This window comes from Sphingomonas sp. AP4-R1, from assembly GCF_013113735.1.
In the GTDB taxonomy this organism is placed as follows: Bacteria; Pseudomonadota; Alphaproteobacteria; order Sphingomonadales; family Sphingomonadaceae; genus Sphingomonas_I.
In genome coordinates, this window is sequence record NZ_CP053346.1 from 4,980,372 (window position 1) to 4,999,278 (window position 18,907).

11 protein-coding genes are annotated in these 18,907 nt (G+C 67.1%); 9 read left to right on the forward strand and 2 right to left on the reverse strand.

From position 1 onward, the window contains the following. Positions 1–90: 90 nt before the first annotated feature. Positions 91–1,467 carry an aldehyde dehydrogenase family protein gene (locus HL653_RS22515; protein WP_171746473.1) on the reverse strand — a complete coding sequence of 459 codons (1,377 nt, stop codon included), beginning with the start codon at positions 1,465–1,467 and terminating at the stop codon, positions 91–93. Positions 1,468–1,595: 128 nt separating this feature from the next. After that, a complete protein-coding gene (locus HL653_RS22520; RefSeq protein WP_171746474.1) occupies positions 1,596–4,658 on the reverse strand; it encodes a sensor histidine kinase in 3,063 nt (1,020 codons plus the stop codon). Between the two features lie 271 nt (positions 4,659–4,929). On the opposite strand from HL653_RS22520, the gene HL653_RS22525 reads away from it, so the two are divergent. From HL653_RS22525 to HL653_RS22565, 9 genes are all read left to right on the forward strand, one after another. After that, entirely contained in the window at positions 4,930–5,346 is a 417-nt protein-coding gene (locus HL653_RS22525) for a heme-binding protein (protein ID WP_171746475.1), read from the forward strand. A gap of 30 nt (positions 5,347–5,376) precedes the next feature. Further along, positions 5,377–6,432, forward strand: coding sequence for an NAD(P)-dependent alcohol dehydrogenase (locus HL653_RS22530; RefSeq protein ID WP_171746476.1), 1,056 nt, complete (start codon positions 5,377–5,379; stop codon positions 6,430–6,432). A 257-nt stretch (positions 6,433–6,689) separates the two neighbouring features. Further along, positions 6,690–8,306: a cyclic nucleotide-binding domain-containing thioredoxin-disulfide reductase gene (locus HL653_RS22535; RefSeq protein WP_171746477.1), complete on the forward strand. Its 1,617-nt coding sequence runs from the start codon at positions 6,690–6,692 to the stop codon at positions 8,304–8,306. Positions 8,307–8,599: 293 nt separating this feature from the next. Continuing rightward, positions 8,600–11,308 carry a TonB-dependent receptor gene (locus tag HL653_RS22540; RefSeq protein WP_216599923.1) on the forward strand — a complete coding sequence of 903 codons (2,709 nt, stop codon included), beginning with the start codon at positions 8,600–8,602 and terminating at the stop codon, positions 11,306–11,308. Between the two features lie 72 nt (positions 11,309–11,380). After that, on the forward strand, positions 11,381–13,348 hold the full coding sequence (locus HL653_RS22545) for a prolyl oligopeptidase family serine peptidase (protein WP_171746478.1): 1,968 nt from the start codon (positions 11,381–11,383) through the stop codon (positions 13,346–13,348). After that, positions 13,345–14,355: an amidohydrolase family protein gene (locus tag HL653_RS22550; RefSeq protein WP_171746479.1), complete on the forward strand. Its 1,011-nt coding sequence runs from the start codon at positions 13,345–13,347 to the stop codon at positions 14,353–14,355. The genes HL653_RS22545 and HL653_RS22550 overlap by 4 nt, the downstream gene beginning before the upstream one ends. Positions 14,356–14,452: 97 nt before the next feature. Then, complete coding sequence (locus HL653_RS22555) at positions 14,453–14,911, forward strand: RNA polymerase sigma factor (RefSeq protein WP_253717306.1); 459 nt, start codon at positions 14,453–14,455, stop codon at positions 14,909–14,911. Then, positions 14,905–15,846: a FecR family protein gene (locus tag HL653_RS22560; RefSeq protein WP_171746481.1), complete on the forward strand. Its 942-nt coding sequence runs from the start codon at positions 14,905–14,907 to the stop codon at positions 15,844–15,846. Before HL653_RS22555 ends, HL653_RS22560 begins: the two co-directional genes overlap by 7 nt. 93 nt (positions 15,847–15,939) lie before the next feature. Beyond that, positions 15,940–18,900: a TonB-dependent receptor gene (locus HL653_RS22565; protein WP_171746482.1), complete on the forward strand. Its 2,961-nt coding sequence runs from the start codon at positions 15,940–15,942 to the stop codon at positions 18,898–18,900. Positions 18,901–18,907: the final 7 nt, after the last annotated feature.

Here is an 18,907-nt window from a genome sequence, read left to right on the forward strand (position 1 = left end):
CTCGCAATACGGCGATCGACCGAACCTCGCGGCGCGCGTTGCCAGCGCATCGGGGGATGCCAATCGTCGCGATCGTGCCGGCGCCCCATCTTATGGCTTGAATACGATCATCTTCTCGGCGGTCATCTCGTGCATCGTGTAGGGAATGCCGCCGACTCCCAGGCCCGAGGCGTGGCGACCGGCAAACGGCATCCAGTCGGTTCGGAACGCGGTATGATCGTTGATCATCACCGCCGATGCGTCGAGCCGCTCGGCGGCATCCAGCGCGACCGCCAGGTTGCGGGTGAAGATGCTCGACTGGAAGGCGACCGGCAGCGCATTGGCGGCGGTGATCGCGTGATCAAGATCGTCATAGCCATAGACGCACGTCAGCGGACCGAACACTTCGAGCGTCGAGACCTTGGCGTCGGCAGGCGGATCGACGAGAATGGCGGGCCTCATCGTGGTCTGGCTCAGCCGTCCGCCGCCGATCTGGCGCGCGCCGCCCGCAACCGCCTCACCGATCCAGCTTTCGACGCGATCGACCTCGGCCGGCCGGATCAAGGGGCCGACCTCGGTATCGGGGAGCATCGGATCGCCCACCTTCAGCGCGGCCACGCGCGCCGAAAAGCGGTCGAGAAACGCCGCCTGCATGTCGCGGGGAACGTAGATGCGCTGCACCGACACGCACACCTGCCCGGCATGATAATAGCCGCCCTTCGCGATCGGCTCGATGATCGCATCGAGATCGACGTCGCGGTCGATGATGAGCGGCGCCACGCCGCCATGTTCCAGCGCGCAGCGCGTGCCCGGCGCGAGGACGGAACGGAGATGCCAGCCGACGCGTGCCGAACCGATGAAGCTGAGAAACGCGATGCGCGGATCGGTGACCAGCTTTTCGGCGAGCGCCTGCTCGGCCGGCAGGAAGGTCTGCACCCATCCGTCGGGCAGGCCCGTCTCCGCGATCAGCCTGACCAACTCCAAACAGCATGAAGGCGTCGGCGCCGCCGGTTTGACGATCACCGGGCAGCCGGTCGCGATCGCCGGCACCACCTGGTGAACGATGAGATTGAGCGGATGGTTGAACGCCGAGATCGCGGCGACCACGCCGATCGGCTCCTTCACGGTCCAGGCGCGCCGCCGGTCGCTCGCCGGCGTCACACCCATCGGGATCTCGATGCCTCCGCGCGCGCGGAGGATGTCGGCCGCATCGCGGATACCGTCGATCGCGCGATCTGTCTCGACCAGCGCGTCGGCATGGGGCTTGCCGCCTTCGCGCGCGATGAGCGTCGCGAAATCCCCGCGTCGGGCGGCGACGCGAGCGGCAAGGTCGCGCAGCACCCGAATCCGCTCGTGCGTCGACAGCCACGCGCCGCGATCGAGAAAGAGCCGCCGCGCTTTCTCGAGCTTCGCTTCCAGCGCGCCGACATCGTCACTGTCGAGTTGCGCGATCGGCGCGCGGTCGAATGCCTGAACGACCTCGATCATCCGTCTCTCCCACCTCTGGCGGCGAAGCCGGCCCCAAGATCGGGCGGCTCCGATGGGTTTCGGTCGTTCACGTGGCCGGCGCGAGTGAAGCGCGGACAATTGCGGTGAAGCCTGCGGGCGATGACGGCTCAGCCGGGTCCCAAGCGCCTCCAGAGCGTCCGCAGCCGGTCGCCCAGCCGCGCTTCACGGTCCTGATAGGCCAGGCGCGCGGCGATCGAGAGCCGGATCTCGGTTCCCTGCCCGGGCGTCGACAGAATGTCGAAATGGGCGCCGATCTGTCTGGCGCGCTCGCGCATGCCGAGCAGGCCATAATGCCCCGCGCGACCGCCCGCTTCGAGGATGCCCATTGCGATTCCCGAGCCGTCGTCGCCAATGGCCAGGCGAAGCTCGTCGCGCGCATAGTGCAGGCGCAGCGTGATACGGCCCGCTCCGGCATGCCGCACCGCGTTGCGCAGCGCCTCCTCCGCGATGCGCAGCATTTCGCGGCCGACGATCGCCCGTATGGCCCGCGTGGTCCCCTCCACCGAGACGTGAAAGGCGAGCCCGGTGCCTTGCACGATCGCCGCGCCGGCCTGCGACAGCGCTTCGGGCAGGCTTTGCGGCGCGACGTCGCTGCGCAGCGCCCGCACCTGATCGCGCCCTTCGCTCAGCACGGCATCGGCCCGGTCGAGCGCCTGTTCCACCGATCTCCGCGCCGTATCGCCGGCCGGCAGATGTTCGATCGCGGACTGGACCTGCAGGATCAGCCCCTGCACGCTTTGGAGCAGCGTATCGTGCAGATCGCGCGCGATCTGCTCGCGCTCCGCCATCCGCGCGTTGAATCGCGCCTGAAGGCCGGCGCGCACCGCCCGCGTCCGGAAGCGGACGATCGCCCAGACGAGCAGCGCGAGCCATGCCGCGACGAGCAGCTTGAACCAGATCGATTCGGCGAATGTCGGCGCGATCTTGATATCCAGCGTGGCGGGCGTCCTGCTCCACACGCCGTCATTGTTCATCGCCATCACCCGGAAGCGATGGGTGCCCGCCGGCAGATTGGCATAGAATGCTTCGCGGCGGCTGCCGGCATCGACCCAGCCGTCGTCGACGCCTTCGAGCTGATACCGGAAGCGGACGCGCTGCGGCAGCGTGAGGCTCAGGCCGGCATAGCGGATCGCGACCGTCTTCGTCCCGCGCGGCAGCTCCAGCGCGACCGGCGGATCGCGATATCGGGCGGAGCCGGCGATCAGGCTGCGGACATGCACGAGTGGCGGCGTGCCGTTCCGGACCAGGTGATCCGGGTCGATCCACACCACGCCGCCCGCCGTCGCGAACCAGATGCGGCCATCGCCGCCGCGCACGGCGCCATGCTGGCTGACGAGGCTCCGGACCTCGGGCAGGCCGTCCTGAAAGTCGAGGATCGTCGCGGGCAGCCTGGCGGCGCGATCGACGAACGCACGATCCAGCGCGCCCTTCCTGAAGCCGACGATGCCGGCACGACCGAGCATCCAGGTTTCGCCACCGGGCGTTTCGGCCAGGCCCGTGGTGTCCGCGATCGACGGGACACGTTCGGGATCGATGATCCGGAGCGTCCCACCCGCGATCCGCGCCAGGCCGAACTTGCCGCCGAGCACGATGCCCCCGTGTGTCGCCTGGATCACGTGTCCGTCGGTCAACGGCGACGTGACCCACGACCTCCCGACTTTCCCATCCCCGTCCATCGGCCCGACGACGCCCGATCTCAGCCACGCCACGACGCCCCCGGCCGCCGTCCGGTCCAGGCCGCGGGGCCAGTCATCGGGGGAGAGCGGCAGATGCCGCCATCGGCCGTCGCGCAGCGCGAACAGGCCGCTGTCTGGATTGCCCGCCCAGTACCGAGAGACCCAGAGCGTGCCTCGGCCGTCCGCGATGCAGCCGCCCATGTCATACGAACCGAGCTTGCGGAATGGCGCGGGGAGCGGCACTCGACGCGCGACGCCATCGCGGAAATGGACGAACGCGTCATTGCCCATCGCCCAGATGTCGCCGCCGGCCGCCTCGCAGACCAGCCGGGGCTCGACAAGCGGACCCGCGACGCGTTCGGGGCGGCCACCCGGCACGATGCGGTAGAGGCCACCCGCCGCGCCGGCATAGACCGTGCCGTCCGACGCGGCGAGCAATCCGACGCTCCGCCCCGTGCCGGCGACCAATGCGGGCTCGTTGACGATGCTGACATCGCGAAACTGATCGAGCCCGCGCGACGTGCCCATCCAGACATTGCCTTCGCGATCCTCGAACAGAGGCGTCGTCGTGTTGGCGGTCAGGCCATCCCGCGTCGTCATCGCTTCGATCCGACCGGCACGGTCCGCGCTGCTCGCCGCCGTGCCTGTGGCCGGCGACCGGACGCGGATCAGCGCTTCGCCGTTCGCGATCCACAGATTGCCGTCGCGATCGAACCGCGTGACCGCGGTCCAGCGCCGGAACAGCGGCGTCGGAAACAGGGTCTCCTTCACACCGATCGGCAGGAACGGCCGTGTGCCGCGATCGTCGGATATCCAGAGGCGGCCATAGCCGTCCTCGCTCAATACGGTGCGGCCATGAGCGTCGGTCACACGCTCGAACCGGATTGCCCCCTCGCGCAGCACATAGAGGGAGCGGTCGGTCGCCAGCCAGAGCGCACCGTCACGCCCGGCGAACAGGCCGCGCGGCGAGGTATGCTCATCCCGGTCGTAATCAGGCGTCACACGTTTCCACTGGCCGCGCTGGTACCGCAAAAGCGCGGGCCCCAGGCTCTGCTGGCTGAGCCAGATGGCGCCGCCTCGGGTCTGGACCATGCCGTTGGGCTCGTCCGACATTCGCGGCGCGGACCGATCGAGCCGGAGGATGCCGTCGCGATACGTGGCGATCTGGCCCGTGTCATACGCCACCCAGATCGTGCCATCCCGCGCCTTCAGCAGGAACAGGACTCGGCCGTGCCGGATTTCGCGGTCTTCGGTCGGGATAGGATCGAAGGTCAGACCGTCGAAACGATAGAGGCCGGTCGCGCTGCCGATGATCAAATATCCGCGATCGTCCTGAGTCAGCGCGTAGATGAGCAACGGCGCGCCTTCGGCGGCGGTCCAGCGCGCATGCTTGTAGGCCGATAGCGGACGCTCGGGATTCAATGCTTCCGCCTTGCCCGACAGCAGGATCGCCGCCGCAAGCAGCAGCGCGCCTCCTGCGATGCTCAGGCGCATCGGTGCGGACCGATCGATGCTTTCAGCGGCGGCGTCATGTCTTCCCCCGCCGTCATCATAGCTTCCACACCCAAAATGAGGAGCGATAGATCGGGTGATCGGCAGCGCTGGGGATTCGCGTCTTCAGCTGCGACGCGACGCGCGCGGCGAACGCTCCAGAACGCCCATCTTCGACCGCATTTCACCCCAATTGACGCCGGTGCGGCCCGGCCGGGTGGTATTCCCCGCGACACGGTTGGCACGCGAGCCGATATGCCGGGAGCAGGTGGCGATGCGGACGTTCAGGAGCCTGTCGCTCGTCGATGCGAAGCGCATGCTGGAGGCGGGCGAGGCGCGGGCCGCGCAGCTCGGCATCGCCTATAATATCGCGGTGGTCGATGCGGGCGGCGCGCTGGTCGCCTTCGCCCGGCAGGACGGCGCGCTCGTCGGCAGCATCGATCTCGCCATCGGCAAGGCGATCACGTCGCGCCTCTTCGACAAGACCACCGCCACTCTCGCCGAACTGGCGCAGCCCGGCGCCCCGCTGTTCGGCATCGGATCGAGCAATGCCGGCAGGGTCGTGATCTTCGGCGGCGGCCTGCCGGTGCGTATCGACGGCGAGATCGTCGGCGCGGTCGGCGCGAGCGCCGGTTCGGTCGAGCAGGACATCGCGGTCGCCGAAGCGGCGGCCGCCGCACTCCCAGCCTGATCCACCAGCCTGATCCAAAGGAGACCATCGATGAAAGCGGCCCGCATCCTCGAATATCGCAAGCCCCTGGTTCTGGAGGATATCCCGATCCCCGACATCGAGCCCGACGAGGTGCTGGTGAAGGTGGCGGCCTGCGGCATGTGCCGTTCGGACGTTCTGCTGATCGACGGCTTCTTTCAGGGCTATGCTGAGATCCCGCCGCCCGTCATCCCCGGCCACGAAATCACCGGTACGCTCGACCGGATCGGCAGCCTGGTGCCGAAGGTCGCCGGCCTCGCCGAGGGCGACCATGTCGTCGTGGCACCCGGCTGGGGCGACGGCGTCTGCCGTCATTGCATGGTCGGCGACACGCATATCTGCCCCAACGTCCGCTGGCCGGGCTTCGGGCCTTATGGCGGCTTCGCCGAATATATTCCGGTGCCCGCGCGATACGTGATCAAGGTGGCCAAGCATCTGCAGTTCGAGCAGCTCGCGCCGCTCACCGATGCGGGGCTCACGCCATATCGTGCGCTCAAGAAGATTCGCGATGCGGGCGGGCTCGGGCCTGATCGGGTGATCGGCGTGTTCGGGGTCGGCGGCCTCGGCTCCTACGCGATCCAATATGCCAAATTGCTCGGTGCCGGCGCGCCGGTCGTCGCGGTCGCCCGGAGCGAAGAGAAACTTCAGATCGCCAAGAAATACGGCGCCGATCATATCATCGCGATCGCGGGGAAGTCGTCCGAGGATGTCGGCCGCGAGCTGAAGCAGGCGACCGGCCAGGACAAGTTCGACGCGATCATGGACTGCGCCGGTGCCACCGAAATGATGCAGCTCGCTTTCTCGCGACTGGCGATCGGCGGCCACTATGCCGATGTCGGTTTCATCGGCGACCGCATCGATGTTCCGCTCTTCCCGCGCGTGTCCGGCGAGCAGACCTTTCACGGCTCGTTCTGGGGCAACAATGCCGATCTGAGCGAAGTGATGGCGCTCGCGGCCGCGGGCAAGATCCAGCACACGATCAAGACGATCGCGTTCGACACCATCAACGAGAATATCGATCTGATGCGCGAGAACAGGATCGTCGGGCGCGCCGTCATGACCTTTTGAGGGCTGTTCGAGGGCGCTGCCAGCGCAAGTGGCAGCGCCCCGCTTCAGCTTCCTTTTGGCGGCGCGCGGCCTGCAAGGTCGGTCGCCGGCGATCCCTGTCCAGCGCTTTCACCAGCGCTGCCGGGTCGTGGTGTCGACCTCCGCATCCCCCGCGCCGCCACGATCCGGCCCGGCTTCCTGCTCGCCGCCTGTCGAAGCCGATTGCAAGTTGGGGTGTCTCTCGCCAACGAGGGACAGCTCATGCCGGGAGATGCGCGATGGAAACCATAGGCCGTGATCTGCGCGAAATGCAGCGGGTGCCGCTCTCACCTTCCCATGTCGCCGCGCTTCGCGATGCGGGCGTCGCGCGGCGGTATCCCGCCGGCACCTTCCTTGTCCGGCCGGGCGATCCGGTCGACTGTTTCGTCTACGTCGTGGCGGGCGAGATCGAGGTGGTGAATCCGTTCACCGACGAGCGGCTGGTTCCCTCCACGCTCGGCCCCACCCAGTTCATGGGCGAAATCTCGTTCCTGGACGGCGGCAGCTGGTCGATGCCGATGCGGACGGTCTGCGATACGGACGTGATCGAGGTTCCGCGCGCGACGATGCTGCGCCTGATGTCCGAAATTCCGGAAATGTCGGACATCATCATCACCGTGCTGGCCGCGCGTCGGCGCCGCCAGCTGGAAGCGCGGGACAGTACGCTGGTGCTGCTGGGCGAAGATGACGATGCCGCCGTCCGCCGCGTCGCCGAATTTGCGAGCCGCAACCGCCTTCCCTACACATCCTATGCGCTCGGCAGCGCGGAGGCCGCCTCCGTCGCCACCAGTTGCTCCATCTCCGCCGATCGGCCCGCCGTGATCTTCGGCAAGGGCAACGTCATCGCCGATCCCACCCCCGACAAGGTGGCGCGGCTGCTGGGCCTCAATCGCGAGCTGGTGGAAGACGAAAGCTTCGACGTGGTGATCGTCGGCGGCGGCCCCGCCGGGGTGGCGGCGGGCGTCTATGCGGGGGCCGAAGGTTTGCGCGCGCTGGTGGTGGAGGACACCGCCATCGGGGGACAGGCCGGCACGTCCAGCCGCATCGAAAACTATATGGGCTTCCCCACCGGCATCTCCGGAGCCGACCTCGTCTGGCGTGGCGAGGTGCAGGCGATGAAGTTCGGCACGCGCTTCGCCATGCCGCGCCGCGTGGCGAAGCTGGAGTGTCTGGACGACGGGACGTTCTGCGCCACCTTCGATAATGGCCAGCGGGTCCGCGCCGGCGCGATCGTCGTCGCCACGGGCGTCCAATATCGGCAGCTCCCGATCGATCGGCTGTGCAAATATGAGGGAAGCGGCGTCTATTATGCCGCGACCGAGAATGAAGCCCGCTTCTGCCGGGGCGCCGAGGCGGTGGTGATCGGCGGCGGCAATTCGGCCGGGCAGGCGGCGATGTTCCTCAGCCGGTCGGCGGCGCATGTGCGCCTGCTGGTGCGCGGAAATTCGCTCGCCGCATCCATGTCGCATTATCTGTCGAGCCGCCTGGAGGCCGATCCGGCAGTGACGATCGAATATGGGGCCGAGGTGGTCGCGGTGGATGGCGAAGACCGGCTGGATGCCGTCACCATCCGCAGCGGAGACGACGCTTCGACGCGGCTGCTCACCACCTGCGCGCTGTTCATCATGGTCGGCGCGGCACCCAATACCGGGTGGCTTTCGGGCCTCGTCGCGCTGGACGACAAGGGCTTCGTCCTGACCGGCGAGGCGGCCGGCGGCCATTCGCCTTATGCCACGTCCTGCCCCGGCATCTTCGCGGTGGGAGATGTCCGGGCCGCGTCCGTGAAACGGGTGGCATCGTCGGTCGGCGAAGGATCGGTGGTGATCTCCGCCGTCTGGCAATTCCTGCAGAAATAAAGCGGCCGCGAAAATCCTGCCGGAGCGGATCCTGCGCCGAAATCTTTCGGTCATGTGCCGGAGGCAGGGTCCGCGCGCCGCTTTCCGTCAGCCTGAGCCGCTCTGACGACGCGATCCCGCGCGTTGGAAGTCCACGCGGCGAGCCCAGAAAGCGCGACTTCCCATCGCACTCGTCGCATTTTTGCTGTGAATGCGGCGCCCCGCAAAATTTTTTTGTCGGTTTTGTGACACACCGTCGTCTCTCCTGATGAAAGCCGAAGCATTCGATTTCGGCTCCAACCAGGGATCGGCTCATGACGAAATTTGGCAATGTGATGCGCGTGTGCGCGGCGGTCGCAGCACTCCAGGGTGTGACGGCGGTATGGGCCGCTCCGGCCGATCAGGCCCCGGCCAGCACCGATGCGGCCGCGTCCACCGACAGCGATGCGATCGTCGTCACCGGCTCGCGCATCGATCGCGCGGGCTTCCAGGCGCCGACCCCCACCGTCCACCTGCCGGCGGCGGACCTCGCCATCGGCGCGCGCGCGAACGTCGCCGCCGCGCTGAACGATCTGCCGCAGTTCCGCGCCACCACCTCGGCGCAGACCACCGGCACCAACACCGGCGCCGGCCAGGCCCCGGTCGATCTGCGCGGCCTCGGCGTCACCCACACGCTCGTCCTGCTCGACGGCCATCGCCTCGTCAGCGACAATGATCTGAACACCATCCCGACCGTGCTGATGAAGACGGTGGACGTGGTGACCGGCGGCGCATCGGCCGCCTGGGGCTCGGGCGCCGTCGCCGGCGTCGTCAACATCGTGCTCGACGACAAGTATAAGGGCCTGCAGCTCGGCATCGAAAAGGGCATCTCGTCCTATCATGACGATGCCTCGATCCGCGCCGAGGGCAAGTTCGGCACCGATTTCGCGGGCGGCCGTGGCCATGTCCTCGTCGGCGGCGAATATTATGACAGCGAGGGCGTCGTCCCGAAGGCGAGCCGCCCGAATGTCGGCCGCTGGGCGACCATCTCGAACGGCGACGGCACCTTCTCGAACGTCCCCAATGTCGGCTTCGCCAATGCGGCGCGCGGCGGCCTGATCCTGTCGGGCGTGAACAAGGGGCAGGTGTTCGGTTCGGACGGCACGCTCCACGCGTTCGGCGTCACCAAGACGGTCGGCACCAACGCGATCGGCGACGAGGCCCCCTCGAACGACGATCTCAGCCCGCTCGTCACGCCGCAGCGCCGTTATTCGGCGCTGGGCCGCGTGAGCTACGAATTCTCGGACGCGTTCAAGCTGACCGGTGAAGTGCGCCACTCGCGCATGTGGAACGACTATATCTGGTTCGGCGATCATAATCGCGGCAACCTGACGATCAGCATCGACAATGCCTACCTGCCCGCAGCCCAGAAGGCGGCGATGCTGGCGGCCGGCGAGACCAGCTTCACGATGGGCCGCTTCAACGACGACCTCTCTTACTCGACGATCGATTTCCAGCGCGTCGTCACGCAGGGCACGCTCTCGGCCGACGGCCGCTTCAACATCGGCAGCAAGGATTTCCGCTGGAGCGCCTATTACAGCTACGGCGCGTTCGACACGGACATCCGCACCCCCGGCTTCCTGCTGAAGCAGAATTACGCGAATGCCGTGGATTCGATCATCGATCCCACCACCGGCCAGGCCGTGTGCCGCAGCGGTGCCGCCGGCTGCGTGCCGATCAACCTGTTCGGTGAGGGCTCGCCCTCGCAGGCCGCGATCAATTATGTGACCGGCACGCCGGAATCGCATTCGCACCAGACGCTCAACATCGGCGGCGCCAGCCTGCGCGGCGAGCCGTTCAACACCTGGGCGGGCCCGGTGTCGTTCGCGGTCGGCGGCGAAGTCCGTCGCGAGCAGATCAACACGAAGGTCGGCGCGCTCGACGCGGCCGGCGCGTTCAGCTCGTTCAGCTTCGCGCCACTGCACGGCGGGTTCACCGTGAAGGAGGCGTTCGGCGAAATCGTCGTGCCGCTCGCCAAGGACCTGCCGGTCCTGCGCGACCTCGAGCTGAACGCGGCGGGCCGCGTTTCGGACTATAGCACGACGGGCTCGATCTGGTCGTGGAAGGTCGGCCTGACCGACGAGGTGTTCCAGGGCTTCCGCCTGCGCGCCACCCGTTCGCGCGACATCCGTGCCGCCAATCTGACCGAACTCTACACCCAGTCCTCGATCGGCTATAACAACCTCACCGATCCGCAGACCAACCAGAGCGTCTACGTCCAGAATATGGGTGGCGGTAACCGCAACCTGAAGCCGGAGACGGCCGACACCTGGACCGGCGGCTTCACGTATTCGCCGGCGATGATCCCGGGCCTCGATCTCTCGATCGATTACTACAACATCAAGATCAAGGACATCATCACCACCATCGCCGCGCAGGACCTCGTCACGCGCTGCTACAACGGCAACACGTCGCTCTGCTCGCAGATCAGCCGCGATGCCTCGGGCACGATCACGCAGACCCGCTCGGGCTATGTGAACCTGTCGCAGTACAAGACGGACGGCATCGACGCCGAGCTGTCCTACCGCATGCCGCTCAGCCGCATCGCGCCGAACCTGCCCGGTACGCTGCGCTTTCACGCATCGGGCAGCTGGGTGAACCGCCTGCAGGTGAACGACGGCATCAGCACGATCGAATATGTCCGCTCGCAGGGTTATTCGTTCGGTCTGGGTGTGCCGAAATGGCGTGCCAACGGCAGCATCGGCTATGAAGGCGCGCGCGTCGGCGGCGAGTTCCGGGCCCGTTACATCTCGCCCGGCCTGTACAACTCGACCGTCAACCTGACGAACAACCACATCAACGCCTACACCTACTTCGATCTCGAGGCGCACACGCGCATTCCGAACCCCGCCGGCGGCACGCTGGAGCTGTACGTGAATGTGAGCAACCTGTTCGACAAGGATCCGCCGGTCAGCTCGCTCTACTCGCCTTACTATGACGTGGTCGGCCGGTTCATCTCCGTCGGCGCCCGCGTGAAGTTCTAAGGTCCAACGCCTCCCCCCGGCCGTCGCGCTCCCCCGGCGCGGCGGCCAAACCGTTTTCCGAGGAGTGATTGTATGCCGATCCGCCCGATGATCGCGCTGTTGCTGGCGAGCGTCGCCACCGCCGCCCCCACCGTCGCGGTCGCCGCCCCCGAGGCCACGGCCCCCAAGCCCGCCGCGATCGAGGCGGACGGCGTTCCGGCCATCCCGATGTCGATCGTCGAGGCGACCCGCCCCTATCTGGAATCGCGCTCCGCGAACTTCCTCGGCTGGAACCCGGTCGATCATTCGATGCTGATCAAGACCCGGTTCGGCAACACCAACCAGCTGCACACGGTGGCGACGCCGGGCGCCGCGCGCTCGCAGATCTCGTTCGAGAGCGAGCCCGTTCTGACCGGCTCGCTCGCGCCCACGCGCGGCGACACCCTGGTGTTCCAGGAGGATGTCGGCGGCGGCGAATTCTTCCAGCTGTTCCGCCTCGATCATGGCCGCGCCACGCTGATCACCGACGGCAAGAGCCGCAACTGGTTCGGCGCCTGGAGCCCGGACGGCGCGAAGATCGGTTACTCCTCCACCCGCCGCAACGGCACCGATTCCGATCTCTACGTGATGGATCCGCGCGATCCCAAGTCCGATCACCTCGTCGCACAGGTCGCGGGCGGCGGCTGGAACATCGTCGATTTCTCGAGCGACGGCGGCAAGGCGCTCGTCCTCAACCGGATGTCGGTCAATCAGGCGGACGTCTATGAGCTGGATCTGGCCAGCGGCAAGATGACGCAGATCAACAAGGGCAAGCCGGCCTCGTTCAGCGACCTGCATTATGCCCATGACGGCGCGATCTGGACGATCTCGGACGTCGGTTCCGATTTCGCGCGCCTCGGCATCCTCGATCGCGCGTCGGGCGCGTTCGCGTCCAAGACGAGCGAACCCAAGTGGGACGTCAGCGATTATGCGGTCGCCCCCGACGGCTCTTTCGTCGTCTATGCGATCAACGAAGCCGGCGTCAGCAGCGTCCGCATCATGGACACCCGGACGGGCGCCGTCCGCCCGATCACCGGCCTGCCGGTGGGCGTGATCCCCTATGCGATCGGCTCCGCGATCGAGATCGCGCCGTGGGGCACGATCGGCCTCAGCATGGCCTCGGCCCGCGTGCCGGGCGATGCCTTCTCGATCGATCCGAAGACGCTGGCGGTCACCCGCTGGACGCAGAGCGAGACGGGCGGCCTCGATCCCTCGCACAACGTCGAGCCCACCCTGGTCGAGATCAAGAGCTATGACGGCCAGCTCATCTCGGGCTTCCTCTACCGCCCGGATCCGAAGAAATTCCCCGGCAAGCGCCCGATGATCATGGATATCCATGGCGGCCCCGAAGGCCAGACCCGGCCGGACTGGATCGGCGGCTTCAACTATCTGCTGAACGAGCTGGGCATCGCCCTGTTCGAGCCGAACGTGCGCGGCTCGACCGGCTACGGCAAGCGCTTCGTCAATCTCGACAACGGGCCGTTCCACCGCGAGGATTCGGTGAAGGACATCGGCGCCTTCCTCGCGGCGTTGCAGAAGGATCCGACGCTCGATCCCGCGCGCTTCGCGGTCAACGGCCTCTCTTATGGCGGCTATATGTGCTACGCGACCGCGACGCATTACAGCCCGCTGCTGAAGGGCGCGAACTGCTATGTCGCGATCTCGAACTTCGTGACCTTCCTGCAGAACACGCAATCCTATCGCCGCGATCTGCGTCGCGTCGAATATGGCGACGAGCGCGATCCGGTGCAGCGCAAGAAGCTGGAGGAAATCTCCCCGCTCTCCAGCGTCGACAAGATCACCGTGCCTTTGCTCGTGGCGACGGGCGGCAACGATCCGCGCGTGCCCGCCTCCGAAGCGATGCAGATGATCAAGGCCGTCCGCGCGCACGGCGGGCAGGCCTGGCACGTCCTCGCGAAGGACGAGGGCCATGTGTACCACAAGAAGGAAAACGAGGATTATTACTTCTGGGCCAGCATGCTCTTCTGGAAGGAGATGCTGCTGGGCGAGAAGGCGCAGTGAACGCATTCTCGACCGTGGCGGCCGCGGCGATCAGCATGATGCTGGCCGCCGCGGACCCGGCGGCAGGCGCCCCGCCTGCTGCCCCCGCCGCCCTTTCCGTCCCCGTGATCGTGGATCACCACGTCCATCTTCACTCCCCGGCGATCCTGGCCTTCCTGCCCGGCTATTGCGCGAGCCCGTCGCGCACGAGCAAATGCGAGCCTGATTTCACGCGGCCGCTGAAGCCGGAGGATCTGCTCCACGCGATGGATGCCGCCGGCATCAAGCGCGCCTGGATCATGTCGACCGGCTATCTCGCGGAAAGCCCGCTGATGGGGCCGCTGGTGCCCAACCATGCGGACATCCTGCGCGCCGCCAACGATTTCACCGTCGGCCTGGCCCAGCGCTACCCCACCCGTTTCGATGCCTATATCGGCGTCAATCCCGTCACCCCGACCGCTCTGGGAGAGATCGCGCGCTGGCGCGGCAACCCGCATGTGGCGGGCATCAAGCTGCACCTCGCCAATTCGCACTTCGATTTTCACGATCCGGAGCAGGTGAAGCAGTTGGCGACCGTGTTCCGCACCGTCGCCGCGCAGCACCAGCGGATCATGATCCACATGCGCAACGGCGCGACCGGCTATGGCGCGGAGGAAGCGAAGATCTTCATCCGCGACGTGCTTCCGGCCGGGCGCGGCACCAGGGTTCAGATCGCGCATCTCGCCGGCTGGGGCGGGATCGACGCGCCGACGCTCGCGGCGCTGGGCGTCTTCGCCGATGCCAGCGAGGCCGATCGCGCGACCTGCCGGGATCTCACCTTCGATCTGGCCGCGATCCGCCCCGAAAAGGTCTCGGCCGCCGATCAGGCGACGCTCGTCGCCTTGATGCGCCGGATCGGGGTCGATCATTTCGTGACGGCGTCGGACTGGCCCTTCTCGATGGACCTGAAGGCCTATTATGCGTCGCTGGAGACGCTGCCGCTGACGCCCCAGGAATGGCAGAGGATCGTCCATAACGATGTGGACTGATCCGGACGCCCCGTTTCGTCCGGCCGAAAATACCGGACTCCTGGCCGGCCTTCGCTTATAGGGCCGGCCAGAGAGCCCGATGAATCACCTTGGCGACATGATGCGACGCGTTCGCGGAACGCTGCGACGGCGCGGCGTCGCCGATCAGGATACCGAGGATCTCGTCCAGGAAGCCTTCCTGAAAGTGGAAAGCTACGAGCAGCAGCATGCCGTCCGCTCGCAGGAGGCGTTGCTCGTCAGCACGGCGGTCAATCTCTCGATCGACGAGGCCCGGCGACAGGGCCGCGCACCGTTCACCCAGGTTTCGAACGTCTTTTCGATCGCCGACGCCACGCCTGACCCCGAACAGTCCCTGCGCTCCCGCCAGCGCCTCCAGCGGGCGTCGTCCGGATTGGAGCGGCTGCCCGAGCGGACGCGGCGCATCCTCCTCCGCCGTCGGCTGGACGGGGTGAGCTACGCGATCATCGCGCAAGAAGAGGGGATGAGTATCCCCGCCGTAGAAAAACAAGTCGCCCGAGCGACACTGGAGATGATGAAATGGATGGAGCAATGGTGACGCCGCCGCCCGAGGAGCGGGCACGGATCAACGCCGAAGCCTCCGCCTGGCTCGCCCGGCTGCAGGGGCCCCAGCGCACCGCCGAGACCGAGGCCGCGCTGCAGGATTGGCTGCGCGCCGACGATGCCCATCAGGCCGCGTTCGAGCGCGCGACGGAGATCTGGGATCTGCTGCCGGGTGCGGTGGTCGCCGGGCACGTGGAGCCGATAGAGCGCCCGTCCCGTCGTTTCGCGCCGATGGCGATGGCCGCGTCATTTCTGGCGATGGTCGGCGCGGGTGCGCTCACCCTGTACATGGGGCAGGCGCCCGTCCTCTCCACGCATGTCGGCGAACAGCATTCCACGACGCTGGATGACGGCAGCCGGGTGGCGCTGAACACGGACAGCCATCTGACGGTCCATTTCGCGCGTGCGGAGCGCCGCATCTCGCTGGAGCAGGGCGAGGCGATGTTCGATGTCGCGCATGATACGTCCCGTCCGTTCATCGTCAGCGTCGGCAACGAGCATATCAAGGCGCTGGGCACCGCTTTCGTCGTCCGCAAGGATGGCGATCAGGTGCGGGTGACATTGCTGCGTGGCCGGGTCGAGGTGACGCGTGACGGCGCCAGGCCGCAGCTTCTGGCCGTGCTGCGGCCCGGCGATCGGCTGTCGGCCGGCGCGTCCGATGCGCCCCGGCTCGATCGGCCGGCGCTGGATACGGTGACGGCCTGGCGGCGCGGCGAGCTTCTGTTCGACGGCACGCCGCTCGCGGACGCGGTCGCCGAGGTGAATCGCTACGATCATGTGCAGGTCGTGGTGGAGGATCCGCGCCTGCGCGCGCTGCCGATCTCGGGTGTCTTCAATACAGACGATGCGACCGAATTCGCGGCGGCGGCGGCGCAATTGCATGGCCTGAAGGTGCGCCGACAGGCCGATACGCTGCTGCTGACGCCCTGAGGAAGGCGACGAGCCGTCGGTCTTCCCGTCGAAAACGGCTCGCACTTTTCGCACGAACGCATATCGGGGACTATGCGTCTCGGAGCGGGTAGCGTGTTGGGAAGGGTCTGCGTCGCGAGTGCGCTCGTGGCGGCCTGCCTCGGCGCGACCGCCGCGTTCGCCGCGCCGGCCGGGTTCGACATCGCCTTGCCGCGCCAGCCCCTGGCGGCTTCGCTGGAGGCGATCGGCCGGCGCGCTCATGCCAACATATTCTTTTCGCCTGAAAATATCCGGGGGCGCACCGCATCTTCCCTCAAGGGCAGCTTCACGGTCGCGGAGGCGCTGGACCGGCTGTTGCGGGGGTCGGGCCTCGGCGCCAGCGTCACGCCGGGCGGCTCGTACATCATCTCTCCCCGCCCCCCCGCCCCGCCCCGGATCGCGAAAAAGGCATTGCCGCAAGTGCCGTCACCCCCGCCACCACCCGACGCCGCAGGCGCGATCGTGGTGACCGGATCGCGGATCGACGCGCGCGGCTTCGATGCGCCGACGCCGATCGTCCATGTGTCGGCCTTGGCCCTGTCGATGGGCATGCGCCAGAATGTCGCGGCGGCGCTCAACGATCTGCCGCAGTTCAGGGGCACTACCTCCCCGCAGACCACCGCGACCAATACGCAGAGCGGCATCGCCCCCGTCGACCTGCGCGGCCTCGGCGTGAACCGCACCCTCGTCCTGCTCGACGGGCGCCGCCTGTCCGGCGACAATGATCTGAACAGCGTTCCGACCGTCCTCGTCAAATCGATCGACGTGATTACCGGCGGCTCCTCGGCCGCCTGGGGATCGGGCGCGGTGGCCGGCGTCGTCAATATCGCGATCGATCAGGATTTTCGCGGGCTGAAGCTCGGCACGCGCAGCGGCATATCCGCTTATGGCGATGCCGCCGACCGCGCCTTCGAAGGCGCCGCCGGCCTGTCCTTCGCGGACGGCAGGGGCAGTCTCGTCGTCGGCGGCGACTATCTGGCGAGTGCCGGCATCGCCACCAAGACGGCGCGCGATCGCGTCGGCCGCTGGGCGACGGTCGCCGTCGGCAACGGCCAGTTCCGCATCACGCCCGACGTGGGGTTCGCCAATGCCGCGGTCGGCGGCGTGATCCTGAGCGGGGTGCTGGCGGGCAAGGCCTTCAACCCCGACGGATCGCTGCGCGACTTTCGCACCGGCACCGTCGTCGGCAACGATATGATCGGCGGCGAGGGGCCGTCGAACGACACGATCAGCCCGCTCATCGGGCCCCAGCGCCATTATAGCGGGCTCGCCCAGATGCGCTTCGAGCTGAGCGACCGGATCCGCATCACCGCGCAAATCCGCCATGCGCGCGTGTGGGGCGATCACATCTGGTTCGGCGACAATGATCGCGGCGACATCACGATCTCCAGCGACAATGCCTTCCTCTCGTCCGCCATCCGCTCCCAGCTGGCCGCCGCAGGACAGACCAGCTTCACGATGGGGCGCTTCAATTCGGATTTCCCCTTCCCGCGCATCGATTATCAGCGGATCGCCACGCAGGGGACGCTGGCGATCGACGGCGCGTTCGGCCGAAGCTGGCGCTGGAACGCTTATTACAGCCACGGCCTCTACCGGAACGACATCGCCACGCCCGGCTTCGTCCTGACCGACAATTTCGCGCAGGCGGTGGATTCGGTGATCGATCCCGCGACGGCGCAACCCGTCTGCCGCGTGACGCTCACCAATCCGTCCAGCAGCTGCGTGCCGATCAATCTGTTCGGCAACGGATCGCCCTCGGCCGCCGCGCTCGCCTATGTCACCGGCACGCCCCGGCAACATGCGCGGACCACGCTCGACGTGGGCGGCGCCAGCCTGCGGGGCGAGCCGGCCTCGCTGCCGGCGGGAACGATCTCGATCGCGACGGGCGTGGAGCTGCGCCGCGAGGCGATCGATCAGACCGTCGGCGAACTGGACAGCGCGCAGGCCTTCCGGGCGTTCAACTTCTCGGCCTATTCGGGCTCCTATTTCGTGAAGGAGGGATTTGCCGAGGTCCTGCTGCCGCTGGTCGCGCGATCGCCCGTGGTGCGGAAGCTCCAGCTCGATGCCGCCGCGCGCATCTCGGATGTGGACGTCACCGGGCGCATCTGGTCCTGGAAGCTGGGCCTGACGGGGGAAATCGCGCCGGGCCTGACGCTGCGCGTCTCGCGCTCGCGCGACATACGCTCGCCCAATCTGAGCGAACTCTTCACGCGGCAGACGATCGGCTATTACACGATCAGCGATCCCGTGAAGGATGCCAGCGCCTATGTGCTGGCGCTCGGCGGCGGCAATCGATCCCTGCGATCCGAGACGGCCGAAACCTCGATGATCGGCCTGGCCTTCGCGCCGCGATCGTCGACGGTCCGTTTCTCCGTCGATTATTATGCGATCCGCGTCGACAACGTGATCTCGACATTGTCGCCGCAGGATATCGTCACGCGCTGCTTCAACGGCAGCGCCGCGATGTGCGCCCGGGTGGTGCGGGACAATGCGGGCAACATCACCCGGATCAGCACGACCAATCTGAATCTGGCGCGATATCGCACCAACGGCGTGGATGCCGACCTTTCGGCCGCGATGCCCGCACGGACGATCGTGCCGTCCTGGCCGGGAGACCTGACGTTCCGGCTGTCGGCCAGCTGGGTCGAGAAACTGGTGACCGACGACGGCGCCAGCAGCTTCGATTATGTCGGCTCGCAGGGCAATGCGTTCAATTCCGGCGTGCCCAAGCTGCGCGTCAACGGCACGATCGGCTACGAAACGGACGGCGCCTCGATCCGCCTGCGCACCCGCTTCATCTCCGCCGGGAAATACAACAAGGCGGTCAACATCATCAACAATGACATCCCGGCTTACGCCTATTTCGACCTGCAGATCAGGAAGACGATCGCCTCGGGGAAAGGCCCGTCGCGCCTCGAAATCTACGGCGACGTTTCCAATCTCCTGAACAGGAAGCCGCCCTATCAGTCGCTTTATTCGCCTTATTACGATGTGGTCGGCCGCTCCATCACGATCGGCGCCCGCATCAAGATATGATGCGTGC